Annotated in this window: 16 protein-coding genes; 3 read left to right on the forward strand and 13 right to left on the reverse strand. The window is 60.4% G+C overall.

Annotated features, from left to right (window positions below):
- The first annotated feature begins 165 nt into the window (after positions 1–165).
- A complete protein-coding gene (locus J5M66_RS07345) occupies positions 166–1,176 on the forward strand; it encodes an extracellular solute-binding protein (protein WP_110602744.1) in 1,011 nt (336 codons plus the stop codon).
- Positions 1,176–2,741 (forward strand): iron ABC transporter permease, encoded by a 1,566-nt coding sequence (locus tag J5M66_RS07350; protein ID WP_207809644.1) that lies wholly within the window; start codon positions 1,176–1,178, stop codon positions 2,739–2,741. The genes J5M66_RS07345 and J5M66_RS07350 overlap by 1 nt, the downstream gene beginning before the upstream one ends.
- Before the next feature lie 91 nt (positions 2,742–2,832).
- Here J5M66_RS07350 and J5M66_RS07355 read toward each other — a convergent pair whose 3' ends face one another.
- The 12 genes from J5M66_RS07355 to J5M66_RS07410 form a co-directional block, all read right to left on the reverse strand.
- Complete coding sequence (locus J5M66_RS07355) at positions 2,833–4,767, reverse strand: methyl-accepting chemotaxis protein (protein ID WP_110602740.1); 1,935 nt, start codon at positions 4,765–4,767, stop codon at positions 2,833–2,835.
- Positions 4,768–4,906: 139 nt separating this feature from the next.
- On the reverse strand, positions 4,907–6,196 hold the full coding sequence (locus J5M66_RS07360; protein ID WP_125917504.1) for an adenylosuccinate synthase: 1,290 nt from the start codon (positions 6,194–6,196) through the stop codon (positions 4,907–4,909).
- A gap of 54 nt (positions 6,197–6,250) precedes the next feature.
- A complete protein-coding gene (locus J5M66_RS07365; RefSeq protein ID WP_016771944.1) occupies positions 6,251–7,438 on the reverse strand; it encodes an ATP phosphoribosyltransferase regulatory subunit in 1,188 nt (395 codons plus the stop codon).
- Positions 7,439–7,751: 313 nt separating this feature from the next.
- The gene (gene hflC / locus J5M66_RS07370; RefSeq protein ID WP_016771945.1) at positions 7,752–8,621 is read right to left on the reverse strand and encodes a protease modulator HflC; all 870 of its coding nucleotides are present in this window, start codon (positions 8,619–8,621) and stop codon (positions 7,752–7,754) included.
- Positions 8,621–9,787 carry an FtsH protease activity modulator HflK gene (gene hflK, locus J5M66_RS07375; RefSeq protein ID WP_024011368.1) on the reverse strand — a complete coding sequence of 389 codons (1,167 nt, stop codon included), beginning with the start codon at positions 9,785–9,787 and terminating at the stop codon, positions 8,621–8,623. Before hflK ends, hflC begins: the two co-directional genes overlap by 1 nt.
- A 96-nt stretch (positions 9,788–9,883) precedes the next feature.
- A complete protein-coding gene (hflX, locus tag J5M66_RS07380) occupies positions 9,884–11,185 on the reverse strand; it encodes a ribosome rescue GTPase HflX (RefSeq protein WP_016771946.1) in 1,302 nt (433 codons plus the stop codon).
- A gap of 12 nt (positions 11,186–11,197) precedes the next feature.
- On the reverse strand, positions 11,198–11,464 hold the full coding sequence (gene hfq / locus J5M66_RS07385; protein ID WP_016771947.1) for an RNA chaperone Hfq: 267 nt from the start codon (positions 11,462–11,464) through the stop codon (positions 11,198–11,200).
- 95 nt (positions 11,465–11,559) lie between these two features.
- Positions 11,560–12,531, reverse strand: coding sequence for a tRNA (adenosine(37)-N6)-dimethylallyltransferase MiaA (miaA, locus tag J5M66_RS07390; protein ID WP_073471677.1), 972 nt, complete (start codon positions 12,529–12,531; stop codon positions 11,560–11,562).
- Positions 12,531–14,438 (reverse strand): DNA mismatch repair endonuclease MutL, encoded by a 1,908-nt coding sequence (mutL, locus tag J5M66_RS07395; protein ID WP_122881189.1) that lies wholly within the window; start codon positions 14,436–14,438, stop codon positions 12,531–12,533. The genes miaA and mutL overlap by 1 nt, the downstream gene beginning before the upstream one ends.
- On the reverse strand, positions 14,435–15,865 hold the full coding sequence (locus J5M66_RS07400; RefSeq protein ID WP_024011366.1) for an N-acetylmuramoyl-L-alanine amidase: 1,431 nt from the start codon (positions 15,863–15,865) through the stop codon (positions 14,435–14,437). The genes mutL and J5M66_RS07400 overlap by 4 nt, the downstream gene beginning before the upstream one ends.
- Positions 15,866–16,336, reverse strand: a complete 471-nt coding sequence (gene tsaE, locus J5M66_RS07405) for a tRNA (adenosine(37)-N6)-threonylcarbamoyltransferase complex ATPase subunit type 1 TsaE (protein ID WP_123443942.1) — start codon at positions 16,334–16,336, stop codon at positions 15,866–15,868.
- Positions 16,324–17,823 carry an NAD(P)H-hydrate dehydratase gene (locus J5M66_RS07410; protein ID WP_207809642.1) on the reverse strand — a complete coding sequence of 500 codons (1,500 nt, stop codon included), beginning with the start codon at positions 17,821–17,823 and terminating at the stop codon, positions 16,324–16,326. The genes tsaE and J5M66_RS07410 overlap by 13 nt, the downstream gene beginning before the upstream one ends.
- A gap of 63 nt (positions 17,824–17,886) precedes the next feature.
- Here J5M66_RS07410 and queG point away from each other — a divergent pair, with 63 nt between their 5' ends.
- On the forward strand, positions 17,887–18,981 hold the full coding sequence (gene queG / locus J5M66_RS07415) for a tRNA epoxyqueuosine(34) reductase QueG (protein ID WP_207809640.1): 1,095 nt from the start codon (positions 17,887–17,889) through the stop codon (positions 18,979–18,981).
- Between the two features lie 76 nt (positions 18,982–19,057).
- Here the strand turns inward: queG and J5M66_RS07420 are convergent, their stop codons facing one another.
- Entirely contained in the window at positions 19,058–23,788 is a 4,731-nt protein-coding gene (locus J5M66_RS07420) for an RHS repeat-associated core domain-containing protein (RefSeq protein WP_207809638.1), read from the reverse strand.
- Positions 23,789–23,791 lie beyond the last annotated feature (3 nt).

Raw genomic sequence — 23,791 nt, forward strand, 5'->3', positions numbered from 1 at the left:
CCTTGGATTTCACAAAAACCCGCGAAAGCGGGTTTTTGCGTTTCTGGCTTCCTGAATTTCGCCATCCCTACAGGATCGCCAGCCGCCCTACAAGGCGCACTTGAGAAACAATATCGTTTATCATTGTTGCAAGTTTTTGCAATGCGACAGTGAGGAACCCTGCGAATGACGTTTCGAAATACCCTGCGCCGAGGCCTGACCTTCACCCTCCTCGGCCTGGCACTCGCCACTCCCCTCACCCAGGCTGCCGATGCGGTTTCCCTGACTCTCTACAACGGCCAGCACAAGGAAGTCGGCGACGCGATTGCCAAGGCTTTTGAAGCCAAGACCGGCATCCACGTCAACGTGCGCAAAGGCAGCAGCAACCAGCTCGCCAGCCAGATCATCGAAGAAGGCGACCGCTCGCCCGCCGATGTGATCTACACCGAAGAGTCGCCGCCGCTGAATAACCTCGGCGAACAGGGTCTGCTGGCCAAGGCCGATGACGCCACCCTAGCGGTTTTGCCGGAAAAATACGTCGCCGCCAACGGTACCTGGATCGGCATTACCGCCCGCGTACGCGTGGTCGCGTTCAACCCGAAACTGATCGATGAAAAAGACCTGCCGAAATCGGTGATGGAATTCTCCGAGCCGCAATGGCAAGGCAAGGTCGGCTTCGTTCCGACCAGTGGCGCCTTCCAGGAACAGGCCGTAGCAATCATCAAGCTGCACGGTCGTGACGCCGCCGAAGAATGGCTGACCGGCCTGCGCGCGTTCGGCAAGACCTACAGCAACAACATGGTCGCACTCAAAGCTGTGGAAAACGGCGAAGTCGCTACCGTACTGGTGAACAACTACTACTGGTTCGCCCTGCAACGCGAGAAAGGCAAGCTCGACTCCAAGCTGCATTATTTCACCGGCGGCGACGCTGGCGGCCTGATCACCGTGTCCAGCGCTGCCGTGCTGAAATCCAGCAAACATCCAAAAGAAGCCCAGCAATTCCTCGCCTTCATGGCCAGCGAAGAAGGTCAGCGCGTGATCACTCAGACCACTGCCGAATACCCGCTGCACAAAGGCATGGAGTCGGATCGCGGCCTCAAGCCGTTCAGCGAACTGGAAGCGCCGAACGTCACTCCGGCGGATCTGGGCAATGCTGAAGAAGCGCTGGAGCTGGAACGCGAAGTTGGCCTGAACTGATGGCAGCATCGTTATCGGCCCCCGCCGCGCGCGGGGGTTACGTGCCACGACGCAAAAGACCGTCAATCTGGCTGGTGCTGCCGGTATTGCTACTGGTGGTCATGAGCCTGCTGCCACTGGCCTATGTCGGACTGAAAGCCTGGCAGGCCGGCTGGGCCGAGGCGCTGCATTTGCTGTGGCGCCCGTATGTGTTCGGCCTGTTGCGCAACACCTTGGCACTGATGGTCGGCGTGACGGTTACCTGCGCCGTGATAGGTCTGTCGCTGGCGTGGCTGCTGGAGCGCAGCAATCTGCCGGGGCGGCGCCAGTGGGGCGTGATCCTGTGCCTGCCGTTTGCGGTGCCGGCGTTTGTCAGCAGCTTCACCTGGGTGTCACTGAGTGCGCAGTTCGAAGGCCTCGGCGGGGCGATTCTGGTGATGAGCCTGTCGAAATATCCGCTGATCTTTCTGCCGGTTGCGGCGACCCTGCGCAATCTCGATCCCTCCCTCGAAGAATCCGCCCGCACGCTGGGACAGAATCGCTGGGGCGTGTTTTTCCGCGTCACCCTGCCGCTGCTGTGGCCATCGCTGCTGGCCGGTTCGCTGTTGATCGCCCTGCACATGCTGGTGGAATTCGGCGCGCTGTCGATCATCGGCCTGCAAACCTTCACCACGGCGATCTACCAGCAATTCGAACTGGAATTCAGCAATGCCAATGCTGCGATGCTTTCGGCAGTTTTGCTGGCGCTGTGTCTGCTGCTGTTGTGGCTGGAGCTGCGGGTGCGTGGCAAGGGCCGGCATGTGCGCACCGGCCAGGGCGCGGCGCGGCAAGCTGAACAGGTAAAGCTTGGACCGTGGGCGGCGCTTGGTCAGTTGTATTGCCTGTTGCTGGCGATTATCGGCAGCGGCATTCCGTTGGGGATGTTGGCGTATTGGCTGGCGGTCGGCTCATCGGCGGCGTTCCCGGTAGCGGCGATCACCGAGGCGCTGTTGTCATCGCTGGCATTGTCATTGGGCGGCGCGGCGCTGTGCCTGGTGCTGGCGGTGCCGGTCGGGTTGCTGGTGGTGCGCTATAAAGGCCGATTGGCAATCTGGGCCGAACGCCTGCCTTATCTGTTGCACGCGCTGCCGGGCCTGGTGATTGCGTTGACGCTGGTGTATTTCGCCCTGCATTACGTGCCGGTGCTGTATCAGACGTCGGGCTTGCTGCTGATCGCCTATGCGCTGCTGTTCCTGCCATTGGCGCAGGCGCCGATCCGTACTGCGCTGAACAAGGCTGCACCGCAGCTGGAAGAAGCGGCGCGGACATTAGGCGCATCGTCGTTCACCGCGTTTTGCCGGGTGACCTTGCCGATCATTTTCCCGGCACTGGGCGCAGCGTTTGCGCTGGTATTTCTTGATGCGATGAAGGAATTGACGGCAACGTTGCTGCTCAGCCCAACCGGACTCAATACATTGGCGACCGAAGTCTGGGCGCATACGGCGAATGTCGAGTTTGCGGCGGCGGCGCCTTATGCGGCGTTGTTGATTGTGGTCTCGGGGTTGCCGGTTTATCTGCTGACAACGCGGATGTATCTGAGCCGCTGATACCGTATTCGCGAGCAGGCTCGCTCTCACAAATGGGTTGAGTTTCCCTGTGGGAGCGAGCCTGCTCGCGAAGAGGCCAGCCCGGATAACACTAAGCGCGGAACTGCCCCAGGCTGGCTTTCAATTGCGCCGCCAGACCATCCAGCACCTTGCCACTGGCCGTGGTCTCCACCACTGCCTGCGCCGCTTTCTCGGCTTGGGCGTGAATCGTCTCGACGCGCCCACGCACTGCCTGTGCACCCTGCGCCTGATGCGCTGCTGCTTGCGTCGCCAGACCGATCGCCGCGTGCACCTGCTCAACCGAAGCCTGCACCGACTGCTGCAACCGCGCACTGTCGCGCAAGACCAGCAAACCTTCGCTGGCCTGCCGTCCGGCCTGACCAATCGCCTCAACCGCCTCACGTGCGCCCTGCTGCAGAGCAACGATGTGCGCTTGAATATCACCCGTCGAGCTCTGCGTTTTGCTCGCCAGTGCACGCACTTCATCCGCGACCACGGCAAACCCACGCCCGGTTTCACCGGCGCGCGCCGCCTCGATCGCAGCGTTCAATGCCAGCAGGTTGGTCTGTTCGGCGATGCCGTGAATCACCGTCAACACCACCTCGATCTGCTCGCTCTGCTGCGCCAGTCGCTCGATAACCTTCGCCCCGGTATCGACCTGCCCGGCCAGCGCTTCGATCAGGCTGCCAACTTTCGCCGAAGTCCGGGTGTTCTCATCGGTGGCCTGACGAATATCGACAACCTGCTTCAGCGCCGCCTGCATTGCCTGACTTTCCGACTGCGCCTCGTCTGCCATTTGCGACAGCGCGCGAAGGCTTTCTGCAACTTCATCGCGCTGCATTCCGGCAGCCGCATCGGCGCCAGCGTTGCGCAAAGTCATCGCGCCGATTTCCACGCCAGTGCGCTGAGCGACATCGCCCGCCTCGCGTACGATCGGCTGCAATTTATCCACAAAGCGATTGACCGCCGAAGCCATGTCGCCGATTTCATCCTTGCTGTTGATCTGCACACGCTTGGTCAGATCGCCCTCGCCCGCTGCCAGATCGTCCATCGCCGCATTGAGCATTTTCAGACGATTGACCACACGATGACCGAGCACCACGGCCAGCAACAGCAGCACGCCACAACCGACCAGTGCCAGGCCAAGGCCGATACGCCAGCGCAGTGTCGCGGCAGCGTCTTGAACGGTTTGTGCGGTGTTGGCTTTCATTTCGCCAGCGGTGCCCTGCGCCGATTGCAGGCGCGCCTGCATTGCCTTGGCGCTGTCCGCCGCTGCGCCTTTGAGGCTGTCGCCGACCAGTTGATCGCTGCTGGCAATCAGCGCAAGGAAGCGCTTGTCGAGCTCGGCGAGATCGGTTTCCACCGAGGCCGTGGACACACCCATCAGCACTTTGCCGATCTCCACGCCATTGGGATTGATCGAGGCTTCGAGGTAGTAAACCGAAGGATCGTTTTTCGCCGCATCCAGCACCTTATCCAGCGCACGCTCGCCCTGACCTTTTTCGAGCAAGGCCTTGTTGATCGGGTTTTCACGGTTGAGGTAACGAGTCAAATGCTGGCCGGTGGCGTCGTCATACACCACGAACAGCACGTTGGGATTGCGCTGGGCGCGACGAGCGAACTCCGAGAGCGTCGGCACGTCGCTGTCCCACATCGCACGCGGCGCTACGGATGCAAGCAACTGCGCCATGTCGTTGGCCGAATCCTTCAGATCCTTTTCCAGCGTCGCTCGCAGCTGCGCCTGCTCTTCTTTGAGGCGTGCGGACAGGCCAGCCGTGAGGCGCTGACGAGTGCTGGCCGATAACGCATCAAGACTTGAAGTGACTTCACGCCCCGCCTGCTCCAGCTCACCGGAGAGTTTCTGGCTGTCGGCACCCAGGCGCACGGCCAGATCGGCTTCCAGCGCGGTCACCGTGCTCCGCGTCAGGGCAACCGCCACCAACACCTGCACCAAAAGGGCGATACCAAGGGTAACGAACACCGGCCGCAACAAACGGCTTTGTAACAGTGAGAGAACGGCTGACACTTTAAATCCCTCTACTTCTGACGCCATTAATTTGATGGCACTCTTGTAGACAGATTCACAGCAAAGGTCATGCCGTCCAACAGGCATAAACGACAAAGGCCCCGATTAAGGGGCCTTTGTTTTTTACATCAACAACTTATCAAGCGAACGGATGACGCAGAACGATGGTTTCGTTGCGGTCCGGGCCCGTCGAAATAATGTCGATCGGCGCGCCGATCAACTCTTCAACGCGTTTGATGTAGGCACGAGCATTGGCCGGCAGCTCTTCCAGGGTCTTGGCACCCACGGTCGATTCGCTCCAGCCCGGCACTTCTTCGTACACCGGCTGCAGGCCGACGTAGCTGTCAGCATCGGTCGGCGCGACGGCATTGCCTTGCGCATCCTTGTAGCCGACGCAGATGTTGATGGTTTCCAGACCGTCAAGCACGTCCAGCTTGGTCAGGCAGATGCCCGAGATGCTGTTCACGTCGATAGCGCGACGCAGGATGACGGCGTCAAACCAGCCGCAACGACGGGCGCGACCAGTGGTGGCGCCGAACTCGTGACCTTGCTTGGCCAGGTGCGCACCGACTTCGTCAAACAGCTCGGTCGGGAACGGGCCGGAACCGACGCGAGTGGTGTAGGCCTTGGTGATGCCCAGGATGTAGTCGAGGAACATCGGACCCACGCCCGAACCGGTCGCCACGCCACCAGCGGTGGTGTTGGAGCTGGTCACGTACGGGTAGGTGCCGTGGTCGATGTCGAGCAACGAACCTTGCGCTCCTTCGAACATGATGTCCTTGCCGGCACGACGCAGCTCGTGCAGCTCGGCAGTCACGTCGAGCATCAGCGGCTTGAGCAGCTCAGCGTATTCCTTGCACTCGGCCAGGGTCTTTTCGAATTCGATGGCTGGCTCTTTGTAGTAACCGACCAGCATGAAGTTGTGGTAATCCACCAGTTCACGCAGCTTGTCTTCGAAGCGCGGCATGTTCAGCAGGTCGCCGACACGCAGGCCACGACGGGCAACCTTGTCTTCGTAAGCCGGGCCGATGCCGCGACCGGTGGTACCGATCTTCAGCTCGCCACGGGCCTTTTCACGGGCCTGGTCCAGCGCGACGTGGAAGGACAGGATCAGCGGGCAGGACGGGCTGATACGCAGGCGCTCGCGCACTGGTACGCCTTTCTCTTCCAGCTTGGTGATCTCGCGCAGCAGGGCGTCAGGTGCAACCACCACGCCGTTGCCGATCAGGCATTGCACGCCTTCGCGCAGCACGCCCGATGGAATCAGGTGCAAGACGGTTTTCTCGCCGTCGATCACCAGCGTGTGACCCGCGTTGTGGCCACCCTGGTAGCGCACTACGGCGGCAGCATGTTCGGTCAGCAGATCAACGATCTTGCCTTTGCCCTCATCACCCCACTGGGTGCCCAGGACTACGACATTCTTACCCATAACACTTGTCCTCATTCGCGCAAACTTGGTGCCGGCGATGGCCGGCAGGAAAACTCAAGAAGCCAGTGGCGATACTTGCCAAAGCCCGTTCTGCTGAATCAATTGCCGGTCGCAGTCCGCATCACGGGCGGCGGCCAAAGGTTGTCCAGGCAAGGCCTGAACGACACGCTGACCCTCACTGCGCAACTGGCAAACCTGCTGCCAGAGTGCCGCATCCGTACTGTCAGGCATCCAGATACCGCCAGACGGTAGCTCGATCTCAGCACGCCCCAGGGTCACCAGGGTTTTCAAATCGGTAGAGAAACCAGTCGCCGGACGGGCGCGACCGAAGTCGGCACCGATGTCATCGTAACGACCGCCCTGAGCGATGGACTGGCCAACGCCCGGCACGAACACCGCGAACACCACACCGGTGTGGTAGTGGTAGCCGCGCAACTCGCCGAGGTCGAAATACAGCGGCAGCTGCGGAAAGCGCACGGAAAGACGCTCGGCGATCGCCAGCAGATCTTCCAGCGCCGCCAGCACCGGCGCCGGGGCATTGGCCAGACGCTCGCGGGCAGCGCTCAACACTTCACGGCCGCCACACAGATCAACCAGTGCGCGCAGCATGCCCGACAGATCGGCCGGCAGGCCTTCGGTCAGGGTAATTACTTCATCGATGGCCTTGCGCTGCAGGGCATCGAACAACTGCTGCTCGACTTCACCGGACAGACCAGCGGCACGCGCCAGACCACGGTAGATGCCGACATGGCCGAGGTCCATGTGCACGTCCGGCACATCGGCCAGTTGCAGCATGGCCAGCATCAGGCTGATGACTTCGACGTCGCTGCTCGGGCTGGCGTCGCCGTACAGCTCGGCGCCCAGCTGGATCGGGCTGCGCGAGGACGACAATGCACGCGGCTGGGCATGCAGGACGCTGCCGGCGTAGCACAGACGGCTCGGGCCTTCGCGACGCAGGGTGTGCGCATCGATGCGCGCCACTTGCGGCGTGATGTCGGCACGGAAACCCATCTGCCGGCCCGATTGCGGGTCGATGACCTTGAAGGTACGCAGATCCAGGTCCTGGCCCGCGCCGGTCAGCAGGGATTCCAGGTACTCGATATGGGGAGTCACGACGAACTCGTAACCCCAGCTCTGGAACAGATCCAACACCTGACGACGCGCAACTTCAATGCGCGCCGCCTCCGGTGGCAGTACTTCTTCGATGCCATCTGGCAGCAGCCAGCGGTCTACCGTTGCCATTACGCCATTCCCCTTTGATCCGGGCGGCCAGCACGAGGGCGAGCCTTGAGTGAAGCAGAAAATGATCGGGGCGTTCAAAACGCACGCGCATGAACGACGCAGCGAAAGGCCGGCTGGCGGCTTCGCCCATCACTTTCCTCGAAAAACGCTCGGGCTATTCAAACCCGACGTCTGCAACAAAAACAGCAATCAAACGTGCAGACGCAAAAAAGCCGGGAATTTCCCGGCTGCCGCATCATACACACGTTTTCCGAAAGGATCACCCCGCCCGAGGTTTTAGCCGCCGGGCGGACTGATTCAGGTCAACGTCGTATCAAGGTTTGGCTTTTTCCAGATAACGGAAGAAGTCGCTGCTTGGGTCGAGGACCAGGACGTCGGATTTGTTCGCGAAGCTTTCACGGTAGGCACGCAGGCTACGGTAGAAACCGTAGAACTCCTGGTCTTGGCCGTAGGCCTTGGAGTAGATCGCAGCAGCCTGGGCGTCACCGTCACCGCGAACCTCTTCGGATTCACGATAGGCTTCGGCCAGCAGCACGCGGCGTTGACGATCAGCGTCGGCACGGATGCCTTCGGCCAGCTCGTTACCCTTGGCGCGGTGCTCGCGAGCTTCACGCTCACGCTCGGTGCTCATACGTTCGAACACACTGCGGTTCACTTCCTTCGGCAGATCGATGGCCTTGACCCGGACATCGACGACTTCGATACCCAGCTCTTTTTCCGCCATCTTGTTCAGCGACGCAGTGATGTCAGCCATCAGCGCATCACGTTCACCCGACACCACTTCGTGCAGGGTGCGCTTGCCGAACTGGTCACGCAGGCCCGATTCGAGACGACGGGACAGACGCTCGTCGGCGATCTGCTTCAGACCCGAAGTCGCGGTGTAGAAGCGCTCGGCATCTTTCACCCGCCACTTGGCGTAGGCATCGACCATCACGGCTTTCTTTTCCAGAGTCAGGAAGCGCTGCGTCGGTGCATCCAGCGTCAGCAGACGCGCGTCGAATTTGCGCACCTGGTTGACGTAAGGCACCTTCACATGCAGACCCGGCTGGACATCGGCCTGAACCACACGACCGAATTGCAGCAGCACCGCGCGCTCGGTCTGAGCGACGATATAGAAGCAATTCCAGCCCACCAGTACCACAACGACGCCAACGATCAGGGCGATCAGCGATTTATTGCTCATCAGCGGGTCTCCCTTGTACGCGTCTGCGGCACGTCGGTGACATGCGGCGTGACGTCCGTGTTGTTGCTGGCGGCCGAACCGGTCACCGGTGCATTACCCGAACTGTTCTGGATCATCTTGTCCAACGGCAGGTAGAGCAGATTGCTCTGGCCGTTCTTGTTGCCGGTCACGAGGACCTTGCTGGTATTGCTGAAGACTTCCTGCATGGTGTCCAGGTACAGACGCTCGCGGGTGACTTCAGGTGCCTTGCGATACTCGGCGACCAGTTTGGTGAAGCGATCGGCCTCACCCTTGGCGCGCGAGATGGTCTCGTCGCGATAACCGTTGGCATCTTCGATGATGCGCTGGGCCTGACCACGGGCTTCCGGCACAACGCCGTTGGCGTAGGTTTCAGCCTGGTTGCGCGAACGCTGCTCGTCTTCACGGGCGCGGATCACGTCATCGAAGGCTTCCTGTACTTCACGCGGTGCCGCTGCGCTCTGTACGTTGACCTGGGTGACGGTGATACCGGTGCGATAGGTATCAAGGAAGCGTTGCAGACGCTCCTTGATTTCGCTGGCCATCAATTCACGACCTTCGGTCAGCACCTGATCCATGGCGGTGGAACCGACCACGTGACGCAGCGCACTTTCAGTCGCGTGCTGCAGGCTGATTTCCGGCTGATCGACGTTCAGCACGAAGTCCTGCAGGTTGCTGATCTTGTACTGCACGGTCAGCGGCACTTCGACGATGTTCTCGTCTTCAGTCAACATCTGGCCCTGCTTGGTGTACGCACGCTCACGCGTCACGTTCTCCATGTACTTCTTGTCGATCGGCGGGAAGTAGATGTTCAAGCCCGGGCCGACAGTCTCGTAGTACTTGCCGAAGCGCAGCACCACGGCTTGCTCCTGCTCGTCCACCACGTAGACGGCGCTGTACAGCCAGACAGCCGCCAGCACGACCAGGCCGATGCCGAGCAGACCGCCGAAGCCGCCACTGCTGCGCCCCGACCCGCCGCCGTCATCACCGCGTTTCTTACCACCACCGAACAACCCGTTCAGGCTTTCCTGCAGCTTTCGGAAGGCCTCGTCGAGATCCGGTGGCCCCTTGCGGTCGCCGTTATTGCGGCGCTTGCCACCCCAGGGATCCTGATTATTCGAGTTGCCACCCGGCTCATTCCAAGCCATAGCGCTCTCCATCTGATAAAGCAAAGACGCACCCACGGCGCGCCGACCAATGCTACAGAATGCCTGCCGTTGCGGCACAACCGCTTTGTCAGGCTTTTATTGCAAAGTGTGTTGCTCGATGAATTCCATCGGCTGCAATCCTTCGCGGCTTACCAATCGATTCAACTCGATCCGGGGCAAACGAACGGCCAGCAAGCTGACACCTTCTTCATCGTATTCTTCTTTCTGCACCGCACCGAGTTCGAAGAACTGCGCACGCAGTCGAGCGAAGCGTTGCGGCAAGCGCAAGGTACCGACGAACAGATCACTGCCGAGCAACTCGGCGATGGCCTGTTCAAGCAATTCCAGACCGCTGCCATCACGCGCCGAGAGCCAGACCCGTTGCGGCTTGCCATCGGCATCGCGCTGGATCTGCGGCTCGACGCCTTCGAGCAAATCGAGTTTGTTATAGACCTCGAGGATCGGCAAGTCCTGGGCACCAATCTCGCCCAGCACCACCATCACCTGCTCGATCTGCAACATGCGATCCGGTTCGGCCGCATCGATCACGTGCAGCAGCAGGTCGGAATTGCTCGACTCTTCGAGCGTAGACCGAAATGCCTCGACCAGCTTGTGTGGCAGGTGACGAATGAAGCCCACGGTATCGGCGAGGACGATCGGACCGAGGTCGTCAAGCTCCAGCCGGCGCAGGGTCGGGTCGAGCGTGGCGAACAGTTGATCGGCCGCGTACACCTCGGACTTCGTCACGTTGTTGAAGAGTGTCGATTTGCCCGCGTTGGTGTAGCCCACCAGCGAAACGGTAGGAATGTCCGCACGGGATCGGCCACGGCGCGACTGCTCGCGCTGACTGCGCACCTTCTCCAGCCGCCCCTTGATCTGACGCAGGCGAACCCGCAGCAGACGGCGGTCGGTTTCCAGCTGGGTTTCACCCGGGCCGCGCATACCGATACCGCCACCCTGACGTTCAAGGTGAGTCCAGCCGCGAACCAGCCGCGTGCTCATGTGGTCAAGCTGGGCCAGTTCGACCTGCAGCTTGCCCTCATGGGTGCGTGCGCGTTGGGCGAAAATATCGAGAATCAGCCCGGTGCGGTCGATCACGCGACACTCGAAAACACGTTCGAGGTTGCGTTCCTGACTGGGCGTGAGGATGTGATTGAAAATCACCAGATCGGCTTCTTCAGCCTTGACCAGGTCGCGCAGTTCCTCGACCTTGCCGCTGCCGATCAGATATTTGGCGGTTGGCCGATGACGCGGCACGTTAAAAAACGCGACGGTCTCGGCGCCAGCCGAATTTGCCAACTCCTGAAACTCCTGCGGATCTTCGCGCGCCTCAGGGTCCTGTCCATCCAAGTGAACGAGGATGACTCGTTCACCACCACCGTGGCGCTCAAAGAACAAAGGAGACTCCTATCAGGCGTTACCCGGCGCTGCATCGGCATCGCCCTGTTCGTTTTCGGTTGCGCTAGGCAGACGAATTGGACGAACCGGCACGACGGTCGAGATAGCGTGTTTGTAGACCATCTGGCTTACGGTGTTTTTCAGCAGGATCACGAACTGGTCGAACGACTCGATCGTCCCTTGCAGCTTGATACCGTTGACCAGGTAGATGGAAACCCCGACTTTCTCTTTACGTAAAGTGTTCAGGTAAGGGTCTTGTAGCGAATGCCCTTTTGACATGTGCCGCACTCCTTTAAGGATTCAATAATAAAAACAGATAAATTCAGATGGCTTCGGCCGTCACACCCCCAAGGATAGACGGCAATTGCAAGGACTCAGCTCAATATGGAGATGGTCCCAAGGTATTTCAAGGCGCGTGGCAGATTGTCGCAATCAAGACTGTCCAGCCAGTGCAAATCGTCCCAGCTGCGCAGCCAGGTAAACTGGCGTTTGGCCAATTGGCGCGTGGCGATGATGCCCCGCTCCTGCATCTGGGCCAATGTCAGCTTGCCGTCCAGGTAATCCCAAACTTGGCGGTAGCCTACCGCACGTATAGACGGCAACCCCGAATGCAGGTCACTTCTTTTACGCAGGGCTACGACCTCGTCGATGAATCCCTGTTCCAACATATTTGTGAATCTTTGTTCAATTCGCTGGTGCAGAACCTGACGATTCGCCGGAGCAATGGCCAGGTTCGCGACAGTATAGGGCAATTGTTGGCGTCCCGAAGCGGCTGCTTCAGTACTTTGCGCAGATTGTTGCTCGCGCAGGGCGGTCATGCTCTGCCCGCTGACTCGATACACTTCCAGTGCCCGACTCAAGCGCTGCGGATCATTGGGATGAATGCGCGCCGCCGACACCGGATCGATTTGCGCCAGTTGATCGTGCAGGGCTTGCCAGCCGAGGCGTGCAGCTTCTTCCTCGATCTGCGCACGGACCTCGGGATCGGCCGCCGGCATGTCTGCCAGACCTTCGATCAAAGCCTTGTAATAGAGCATGGTGCCGCCGACCAGCAGCGGGATCTTTCCTCGCCCAGTGATTTCGGCCATGGCCTGCAACGCGTCGCGACGGAAATCGGCGGCTGAATACGCTTCAGCGGGGTCGAGGATGTCGATCAGCCGGTGCGGGTATTGCGCCAGCAACTCTTTCGAAGGCTTGGCCGTGCCGATGTCCATGCCGCGGTAGACCAGCGCGGAATCGACACTGATCAATTCGCACGGCAGCACCTTGGTCAGCTCGATGGCCAGATCGGTTTTGCCCGCAGCGGTCGGGCCCATCAGAAAAATCGCTGGAGGCAGCTGGCTCATCAACGACCGCGCAGGAACAGTTTGTCCAGATCGTCCAGACCCAGCTGGGTCCAGGTCGGTCGGCCATGGTTGCATTGACCGCTGCGTTCGGTGTTTTCCATGTCACGCAGCAGACCGTTCATTTCCGGCAGGGCCAGACGCCGGTTGGCGCGGATCGCGCCGTGGCAGGCCATGGTGCCGAGCAGTTCGTTGAGGTGCGCCTGGATACGGTCGCTGGTGCCGTACTCCATCAAATCCGAAAGCACGTCGCCGACCAGTCGATTGGCTTCGGCCTGCTTGAGCAATGCGGGAATCTGCCGGATCGCCAGGGTTTCCGGCCCCAGGCGCTGCAATTCAAAACCAAGGCGCTGAAACCAAGCGGCGTGTTCTTCAGCACAATCGGCCTCGCGCTGACTCACGGCCAGCGACTCCGGCACCAGCAACGGCTGGCCACTTAGACCTTCGCTGGCCATGGCGATTTTCAGGCGCTCGTACATGATCCGCTCGTGGGCGGCATGCATGTCCACCAGCACCAGGCCATGGGCGTTCTCGGACAAAATATAGATGCCCTTGAGCTGCGCCAGTGCATAGCCGAGCGGCGGGATATCTTCCTGACCGGTTGGCAGCGCGCTGGCATTGGCTTCAGGCAGCGGCGCGAAAAACTCTTTGTAAGCGGCTTGCGCCTCGGCAGCAGGCAACGCCGATTGCGGACGCGGCGTGTATTGATACTGATAAGCGCCGCCAGCGCTGGCCCCGGATGACGTGTTGAACGCCGGTTGCGCCTGCGGCTGCTCCAGCAGCGCATTGGCGGCCAGACGCATCTCGCCCTGTGGGCCGAATTCGCCCGCCTCGATCCCGCTCGGCCGAACGATCGCCGTGGTCACCGAACCGGCCAGCTGATCTTCCGGACGCACATCGCCCAGCGCACGGTGCAGCGTGCCATACAGGAAATCGTGGACCATGCGCCCGTCACGGAAACGCACTTCGTGTTTGGTCGGGTGGACGTTGACGTCTACCGCTGCGGGATCGACCTCGAAAAACAGCGCGAAGGTCGGGTGCCGGCCATTGAACAGCACGTCGCGATAAGCCTGACGAACCGCATGGGCTACCAGTTTGTCGCGCACTGCTCGGCCGTTTACGAAGAAATACTGCAAGTCCGCCTGACTGCGGTTGAAGGTCGGCAAACCGACCCAGCCCCACAGGTGCAGGCCGTTGCGTTCGATCTCGATAGGCAGCGCCTGCTCAAGGAAACCTGAACCGCAGATCGCCGCCACACGCCGGGCGCGGGCTGCATCATCGTGGGCCTCGTGCAGGCTGAGGATGGTCTTGCCGTTGTGGCGCAGATGAAAAGCCACGTCGAAGCGCGCCAGCGCCAGACGCTTGATCACTTCTTGCAAGTGATCGAATTCGGTTTTTTCGGTCTTGAGGAATTTTCGCCGGGCCGGGGTGTTGAAGAAGAGGTCGCGGACTTCCACCGAAGTGCCGACCGGATGCGCCGCCGGCTGCACGCGCGGCGCCATGTCCCGGCCTTCGGTTTCGACCTGCCAGGCCTGATCGGCATCGCGGGTGCGCGAGGTCAGGGTCAGACGCGCCACGGAGCTGATCGACGCCAGCGCCTCGCCACGGAAACCCAGGCTCATCACCTGTTCGAGGTCTTCGAGGTTGCGAATCTTGCTGGTGGCGTGACGGGCCAAGGCCAGCGGCAGGTCATCGGCGGAAATACCGCTGCCGTCATCGCGCACGCGCAGCAGCTTGACGCCGCCCTGCTCGACATCGACGTCGATACGCTTGGCGCCGGAGTCGAGGCTGTTTTCCAGCAACTCCTTGATCACCGAAGCCGGGCGCTCAACCACCTCACCGGCGGCAATCTGGTTCGCCAGCCGCGGGCTGAGCAGCTCGATGCGCGCCGTGTTCAAGACCTGGTTCATTCTTTGGACGCCAGTTCGGTGCCGGGAATGGTCAGGTGCTGACCGACTTTCAGCTCATCGCTTTTCAGGTTGTTGGCGGCACGCAAGGTGGCCGGCGAAACCTGATAGCGCACGCCGATCATCGCCAGGGTTTCCCCCGGGCCGACACGGTGGTCGCGCGGACCTTGGGCAATCTTGCCGGAATCACGCAGCCAGGCAATGTAAGTGCCCGGTGGCGGATTCTGCTGGAAGAACTGGCGCACGCCGCTGCTGATCGAACGGGCCAGCGCTTGCTGATGGCTCGACGCGGACAGTTTGTTCGCTTCGTTGGCGTTGGAGATGAAGCCGGTTTCGACCAGGATCGACGGGATGTCCGGCGACTTCAACACCATGAACCCGGCTTGTTCCACACGTTGTTTGTGCAGCGGCGTAACGCGACCGATGTTGGTCAGCACCTTCTGGCCGACGTTGAGGCTGGACGTCAGCGACGCAGTCATCGACAGGTCGAGCAACACGCCCGCCAGCATACGGTCCTTGTCGTCGAGGCTGACGTTGCCGGCACCGCCAATCAGGTCGGAACGGTTTTCACTGTCGGCCAGCCAACGGGCGGTCTCGGACGTAGCGCCACGATCAGAGAGGGCGAACACCGACGCACCGAACGCGGCTGCGGACGGCGCGGCGTCGGCGTGGATCGAGACGAACAGGTCGGCGCCCTTCTTGCGGGCGATTTCGGTTCGCCCGCGCAATGGAATGAAGTAGTCGCCGGTACGGGTCAGCTCGGCGCGGAAGCCTTTCATGCCGTTGACCTGACGCTGCAGCTCGCGAGCGATCTGCAGTACCACGTCTTTCTCACGCTGGCCGCGCGAGCCGGACGCGCCCGGGTCTTCGCCACCGTGGCCGGCGTCGATCACCACGATAATGTCGCGTTTGCCGGCCGGGGCTGGCGGCAGCTTGATCGCCGGTTCGGTCGGGGTCACCGGCACTGCCGGCACGGTCGCCACCGATGGCGTCGGGGCCGGCGGCGGCGCGGCATCGGCCGGGTTGTCGAACAGATCGACTACAAGACGGTTGCCATACTGCGCGTTCGGCGCCAGCGAGAAGCTTTTCGGAGTGACGGCTTTTTTCAGGTCAATGACCACCCGCAGGTCGGTCGGCGTGCGCTGGGCCGAGCGCATCGCGGTGATCGGCGTGTTCGCCGTCTGCACGTTCAACGGCGCGCCGAGGGTGGCGCCATTGATGTCGATCACCAGCCGGTCCGGGGCTGTCAGGGTGAAAACGCTGTGCTGCACCGGGCCGCTGAGGTCAAAGACCAGTCGCGTGTTGTCCGGCGCCCGCCACAGGCGCACGCTGTTGACCTTTGAATCGGCCACAGCGTTGACGGTTACTGCCATCAACATCAGTCCAGCGGCAGCCACCAACGCGCGAAAGCGCATACCAAACCCCATCATTTAATTGGATTCCAATGCCAAAGCGGCACACCAGGCCTCGCCACGCGAGCCCTGGGCTAAAATTTTCAGCGAACGCCCGCTGTCTTGCGGGCTAATGGTAATGGTCAGGTCAGGCTTTGGCAAAAAGCCTGCACCTTTATCGGGCCACTCGATCAGGCACAGGGCATCGTCTTCGAAGTAGTCACGGATGCCGAGAAACTCCAGCTCCTCGGGATCGACCAGGCGATACAGGTCGAAGTGGAAGGCACGAATGTCACCGATCTCGTAGGGCTCGACCAATGTGAAGGTCGGACTTTTTACCGCGCCAACATACCCCAAACCGCGAATGATGCCCCGCGACAGGGTGGTTTTGCCCATACCCAGATTGCCTTCGAGAAAAATCAGGCCATGGCCCTGGGTGACGCGGGCGATCCGTGCGCCAAAGTCGCTCATCGCCTGTTCATCGGCCAGGTACAGGGTTACTTCAGACACGGTGCTTGCTCCTCCAACAACTGACGAATGGCTGGAATCAGATCACTGGCCGCCAGCCCACGGCCGAATTTGCCTTGTTGCATACCCGCGTTGGCGTGCAGCCAGACGGCCAGGCATGCCGCATCGAACGCGTCCATGCCCTGGGCCAGCAATGCGCCGGTGAGACCGGCCAGCACATCACCCAACCCGCCCGTGGCCATCGCCGGATGGCCCTGATGACAGAGGGCCAGACGCCCGTCTGGATGGGCGATCAGACTGCCGGCACCTTTCAGAACCACTACCGCTGAATACTTTTTGCTCAACGCCAGAGCAGCGGCCGGGCGATCGGCCTGCACCTCGGTGGTGCTGACGCCAAGCAAGCGCGCCGCTTCACCCGGATGCGGGGTGATCACGCAATCCTTGGGCAACTGGACAAAATCGCTGGCCAGCAGGTTCAACGCGTCAGCGTCCCACACCTGCGGCAGCGGCGCATTGGCGGCAGCCGACAACAGGGCACGGCCCCAACTGGCCTGACCGAGGCCTGGCCCGACCACCAATACCGAAACCTTTTCCAGCAGACCCATCAGTTGATTGGCTGACGAGGTGCCGAGCGCCATAGCCTCCGGCACCCGAGTCAGCGCCGCCGGCACATGCTCTGGGCGAGTCGCCAGCGAAACCATGCCCGCGCCGCCGCGCAAGGCCATTTCCGTGCTGAGCAGAATCGCTCCGCCGAACCCGTGATCGCCGCCGATCAGTAACACATGACCAAAGCGCCCCTTGTGCGAGGTCAGCGCGCGCGGCGCAAGTGCTGGAAGATTAGCGGCGCTCAGGCGTTGAGCGCAGACGGGAATGTCACTGAAAATTTCGTCGGTGGCTTGCAAGTCGTTGAACACCAGTTCGCCGATTTGATCCGCCGCGTCGCCAGTCAACAGCCCGATCTTCATAGCAATGAATGTCACCGTTAGATCGGCGTGGACCGCGACCCCCAGTTCACGCCCGGTATCGGCACATAGCCCGGAAGGGATATCGACCGCCGCTACCGGCAAACCGCAGGCGTTGATCGCCTTGATCGCCGATGCATACGGCTCGCGCACTTCGCCGCTCAGACCTGTGCCGAGCAAGGCATCGAGGACGACACCGCGCAGCTCGCTTTGCCCCTGCCAGCCTTGCACCACAACACCAGCAGCCACCGATTCGGCATGGGCCAGTGCGGCATCGCCCTGCAAACGCTGCGGATCGCCGACGGCGAGAACCCGCACCGTCCAACCGGCCCGCAGCGCCAGCCCGGCCACCAGATAACCGTCGCCAGCGTTGTTGCCGTGCCCGGCGAGCACCGTCAGTTCGTTCGCTGCCGGCCACTTGCGCACCAGTGCGCGCCACGTCGCGCGGGCGGCGCGCTGCATCAATTCGAAGCCCGCCGTGCCGGCGGCGATCAGCCGCGCGTCGAGTTCGCGCACCTGCGCGGCGCGGTAAAGCGCGTCGGGTAATTCATCTTTCGTCTGCGGCATGCGTCTTCGGGCTCCGATGTCTGGCAGAATTATACGCACCTCAGCTCCGGTTTCTCTCGCCTCATGTCCGCCATCACCACAGACCTGCCCGCCCTCGCCCAATCGATCAAGGATTGGGGCCGCGAGCTGGGCTTCCAGCAAGTCGGCATCAGCGGTCTGGACCTGGCCGAGCACGAGCAGCATCTGCAACGCTGGCTCGACGCCGGCTATCACGGCGAAATGGACTACATGGGCGCCCATGGCAGCAAACGCTCGCACCCGGAAGAACTGGTGCCGGGCACGTTGCGCGTGGTTTCCCTGCGCATGGACTACTTGCCGGGCGATACCGAAATGGCCAAACGCCTGGCTGAACCGGAAAAGGCTTACGTGTCGCGTTATGCCTTGGGCCGCGATTACCACAAATTGATCCGTAAACGTGTTCAACAATTGGCCGACAGGATCCAGGCAGAGATCGGCCCGTTCGGTTTTCGCGCGTTTGTCGACAGCGCACCGGTGCTGGAGAAAGCCATCGCCGAACAGGCGGGGCTGGGCTGGATCGGCAAAAACACCCTGGTGCTCAACCGCAAGGCCGGCAGTTACTTCTTCCTCAGTGAGCTGTTCGTCGATCTGCCGTTGCCGGTGGATGAACCGCACAGCAGCGAACATTGCGGGCGTTGCACTGCGTGTCTGGATATCTGCCCGACCAACGCCTTCGTCGGCCCCTATGTGCTGGACGCGCGGCGCTGCATTTCCTATCTGACCATCGAGCTGAAAACCGCGATTCCCGAAGAGTTGCGGCCGTTGATTGGCAATCGCGTGTTTGGCTGCGACGATTGCCAGATCGTCTGCCCGTGGAACCGTTTCGCCCGGCCGACCGGGGAAAACGATTTCAAGCCACGGCACAATCTGGATAACGCACAGTTGGCCGAGTTGTTTTTGTGGGATGAAGATAAGTTTCTAAGCAGCACCGAAGGTTCGCCATTGCGGCGCGCCGGGTATGAGCGCTGGTTGCGCAATCTGGCGGTGGGGCTGGGAAATGCGCCTTCAACGATTCCGGTGCTGGAAGCGTTGAAGGCGCGACGGGATTATCCGTCAGAGTTGGTCAGGGAACATGTCGAGTGGGCACTGGAACGGCACGCCCGCCGCGCGTTCGCAAAACCGGCAAGCGCAATGTTCTAATCGTAGCCGGACCTTGAGTGCTCCTGCTTTCGCTATGTATCGTTTCATTGCGTGCTCCAAGCTTATTGTTTGTCCTTTACCTATGACCACCCAGCTGGTCGATGACCGCGATCCGCTCCTTAGCGTTTTCGGTCATATATATTCGGTCTCCTTTCGACAGATAGAGATGCATCGACTTTGATGCTGATCCGGATGGGCCATACATGGGCGTGTATTCGGCATGAATCAGCACTGCAGAAGACGTTGGGGAGTTACCCGCCTCAATGTGCTGCATGAAGGTTTCGGCCTTTTCAAGCAAGCCCGTAAGCCCCCTTTTCTCAAGCATGTTATTTTTGGGATTGACCCTGACGAGTGACCATGGTTTCTCGGCCTCTTCCTGAACGGCCGCGCTGGCCTTCGCCTTAGCCTTGGCCGCCGCCTTGTTTCCCTTGCCCTTGATCATACCTCGGGCCATCTCTCGACCCGCTGCTTTGGAGCCTTTACTACTCAGGCCTTGCTTGAAGGCGCCAGCCAGTTTCCTGCCAGCATTGATGCCCGCTTTGGCACCAGCTGCCAGCCCTGCCCCCACCGAAGCCAGCCCGAGACCAAAACTGATCCAGCCCAATATCTCGCCCGCCTGAGAACCCGGTGCGAGTTCATTGACCACCTCGCTGGCAATACCCGCCAGGCCCGAAGCAACCGCCAGCCCCAGTGCCGTCACTGCCCATGGCGTCGCCGCGCCCATCGTCACTACGCTGGCAACAATGCCGAGAATACTCAGGCCGATGCCCAGGATCGATTGCCAGGAGACATGCCCGGTAGGGTCAACCCGATTGACCGGGTCGCCCAGGCAATAACTGTAGGCATTCAATCCGCCCGCACCGAACGGACTCATGCTATCGGGGGAAAGAAAACGCATCAGTGTCGGGCTATAGGCCCGGTAACCGTTGCCCAGCAGATACAGCCCGGTAACCGGATCCAGCTGTTCGCCGTTGAACCCCGCCAGGCTGAACAATCCGCCGTCGGCAGGACGGTGCCCATAAGGACTGTAGGCGCAATCGGTGAGGTGCTCCTTACCCAGTGTTGCCAGCACGCTTTGCTGTTGATCGGTGCCAAACAGCTGCGCGCTGGCGTTCAGACCGAGTTGCCGCTGTCCCACAAGCGCGCCACCGTGACGCACGACACTGGATGAATTTTCACCACTGACCTCATTGGCGACCCGGCCTGCGTGGTAATAACGCTGCACAGTCGCCTTATCGGGTTGCGACAGTTCAACCAGATCGTCGAAACCGTCGTAATGGTAGCCACGGAACGCTGATCCCCCCGCGTCGGACAATTGCTCAAGACGTCCGAACGCGTCATAGGCCAGCGTTCGCGCCTGGTCGTCCTTGATCATCCTGCCGTTGGCGTCGTATTCCAGCGTCACTGCTGGTGGATAGTCGACATGGGAATGTTTGACTGCGCTGAGCTGTACCGGATCGGGATTGTCATAACTGAAGGTGGTCAGATTCACGCCCAGCGGGAACTTCGTCTGCACGGTAAGAATGTTGTCCAGCGCATCGAAGGTGAACGTCTGCTGGATAATTTCCTTGCCATACGGGTCACGGGGCTTTTGGGTGCCAGCACAGTCGTACTGGATCAAGCGCCCGCGCCCGTCGTAGGTGAACTGTTCATCACGTAAGAGTTGAGTGCCACGTCTGGACACTTTCTGCGCCAGTTTGCCAGCCAGCGTGTAAGTCGATTCGAGGGTCTGGTCAGGCTGACCCTGAATCTCGAATGTACGCCGGGTTTCACGACCGATATCGTCATAGGCGAACCGGGTGATCATCTGACGCTTGATCGAGGTGTCTTCGGTTTTCGTCCACTCCAGCATCCCCGTCCGGGCGTTGTAGTGGAACTCGGTTGTCAGCAAGCCTTGCGAGGCGGATAGAAGGCGGCCGAACTCATCGTATTCAGATCTGTTGTCGGTACCGAGCACATCAACGTGGGTGATCGGTCGCCCCTGCAGGGACCAGGTACTGGACGTTGCTTTCGTGATAGCGCCGAAGCTCGTCGTTTCGGATTTCAGGCGCCCGGAAGGGTGATAGGCAAAGCTGCGGCTCCTGCCGCTTTCGGTACAGGTCAAGGGTTTGCCACTGACGGGGTCATAGGTCATGGTTGTGACCAGGTCCTCTGCCTTGCGCTCAGTCAGCAAACCGCCCAGTTCCCGCAAATAAGTGAATTCGGTTTTTTTGCCATCAGCACTCTTGTACCACTGCGGCTGAGTGAAGCCCGCTTCATAACCCGCCTCGGACTTTCGCCCGCCCACAGTACTCTGGATCAACCGCCCCAGACCGTCATACGTTTGCTGGCCCAGCACTTTGTCACCGACCTTGATGTTGATCGCCAGCCCTTCATCACTATGCTCGGCGTACTCGGTCACGACCCTACCGCCGTCGGGCAGGACATTGCGGGTCATTCGGTCAAAAACATCGTACTCATATCGGCTGGTGTTGCCGACAGGGTCTGTCTGGCTGGCTGTGCGCCCATAACCGTCATAGGTGTAAACGGTTTTGCCCAGACTCCTGTTCTTCAGATTGAAGCTCTCGACACTCAGCGGTTTACCGAAATCATTGACGACGGTGATCGTCTTGCCCATGCCCTGGAGCCAATTGGTTTGCCGGCGAAGCACCGGATCCGCCTCGCTGTGTTCGATACGCCCATCATCGTGCAGCGTCTTGCTGACCTGGCCCCAGGAATCGAATTCATAGCAAGTGCTGACCGGACAAGGCTTGCCATCACGCCAATCAGTCAGCGTCACTTTCACCTTGTGACCGACCGAATCATGCAGCGCAGAATAAAGCGTGCGTGTCTGAATGAGACCGTCCTTGTCGGGATGGTCGCAGTCCTTTTCCTGAACGGTGATCACCCGTTCCAGTCCGTCATAGGCGACTTTTTGCTCGCCGCCAGCAGGATCCGTGGTCACCATTGTCGCCGGCTGCTGTTTGCTGGCGGCCAGATAGGCCCACCGGGTAGCGGCCGCAAAGGGGGTGCCGGCAGCAACTGTTTTGCCCACTGCCCGGCCGATTGCATCGTATTCATATTCGATGTGCTCGCCATCGACACCGACTTCAGAGACCTGTAATCCGGTCAGCGTCGAAAGCACCTTCTCACTGGTCTGCAGCGCGCCGTCGAATCCGCGCGTGCTGGACCTGACTCGCAGCCTGTCACCCTCAAGCTCATAGGAAAATTCGATAACGGTTTTTTTATCATTCAGGGTGACACTTTGCTCTTTTGCGGCTCCATGCTTGAGTGGATCCTCGGGCGTATTCAGATAACTGCGTGCGGTTTTCGAACGCAACACCTCTACACCCTCCACCACTTCGAAAAAACGCTCCTCGACCGGTAACACAGAGGCCAGTTCGGCACCCTCAAGCGCCGGTTGCAAAGCGTAGTCGTAGTACGTGACTGTCGAAGCACCATCCGATGCGGCAGCAGTCACCGTCCTCTTTTTCGGGAACCTGGAAAAGCCCAGCGGATCCTCCGGGCAGTTATCCCCGCCAATGGCCGGATAGTATTCCGTCGTAGTCATCACCCCAGTGGGCTCAACCTGCTTGAGCAAGTTACCTTCGCCATCGAACTCAGTGATCGTGGTTTCCACACGCTGCTGTTGGGTGCGCCGATCGAGGTACGTCACCGTATGGACTTTAGGCATGCGGAACTGGGCCACCTGCTCACTGAACGGCTTGGTAACGGAACAGTGATACTCCGTGGCAGTGGCGATCTGAGCGTCGCCACAGGTCGTAACCTCAGCCACCAACAGATGGAATTTGTTGTAGGTGCGTTTAATGCGGGTATGTACTTTGCCGCTGACCAGCAAGTGCTCGTCCGAGGTGTAGACGTAGTTGCTGGGCGCCAGATAGAGCGGATCCAGGTCACTATCCTTGGCTGGAAGGAGGCCCTGCCCAAGGAAGTTATGGTCGGAGTACGTGTATGTCTTGCACACTCTGGGCTGGCCGCGCCCTGGGTAGACATCGTGAGCGATAACAAACGGCAGTGTCTGTTCCACACCGCTGATGAAGCGGTGGCCGTGCCGCTTGTAGCGAACGATTTCGACCCCGCGCAGCGGGTTGACGATGCGATGAACATAGCTGGCCCCAGCGATGACTTCATACTCGAGCTCCCAACCTTTACCCACCGGAAGCTCGATGGCCGTTACCCGACTGTTTTTCAAAATCAGCCTGAAGTTGGAGCTCGAAGTAGTGTCGGGATATCGCGACAACGTCACCTGACCTGCCGAACGGGAAATTTTCAACAGGCAGCGCGTGGCATCACGGACTTCGGCCAAACGGGGAGACTGGTTGAACAACTCATGTTTCAGCGTAATGCTCACGCCGTTCGCCGCGATTATTTTTTCCGCGACGGCGACCTGAGTGCCGGCCAGGACTTTGAGCAGTTCCCGCCGACCATCCTTGTATCGGACTTCATAGCGCCCTGCTCCAGTGACTGACACCTTTGCTGTTTGCAGTTTCATTTCCTTGAACTTCAGGCCGCTGGACGTCTCGACAGCCTTGTAGCGTTCACCGTTGGCCAAGGTCATGACTTTGCTGCGCAAGTCATAATTGGTCAGGGTCAAAGACCAGCCAACGCCGAAACCACTATCCGCCTGATTGAGCGGATTGAAACTCACTGAAAGTGCAAGCTCCGGACCATTGAGTTCTGCCGAGTGCAACTTGCCAAGCGAAAATGCACACGTATACATGCCCGTACGGGGATCAACGCCTCCGGAAACAAATTCACCGAAGTTGAAAGCGTTCGAATGCACAGAGGAAGAGAAATTACTTTCCATTAT

Origin of the sequence: Pseudomonas sp. 67(2021) (assembly GCF_017491835.1) — a bacterium.
GTDB classification, from domain to species: Bacteria; Pseudomonadota; Gammaproteobacteria; order Pseudomonadales; family Pseudomonadaceae; genus Aquipseudomonas; species Aquipseudomonas atacamensis.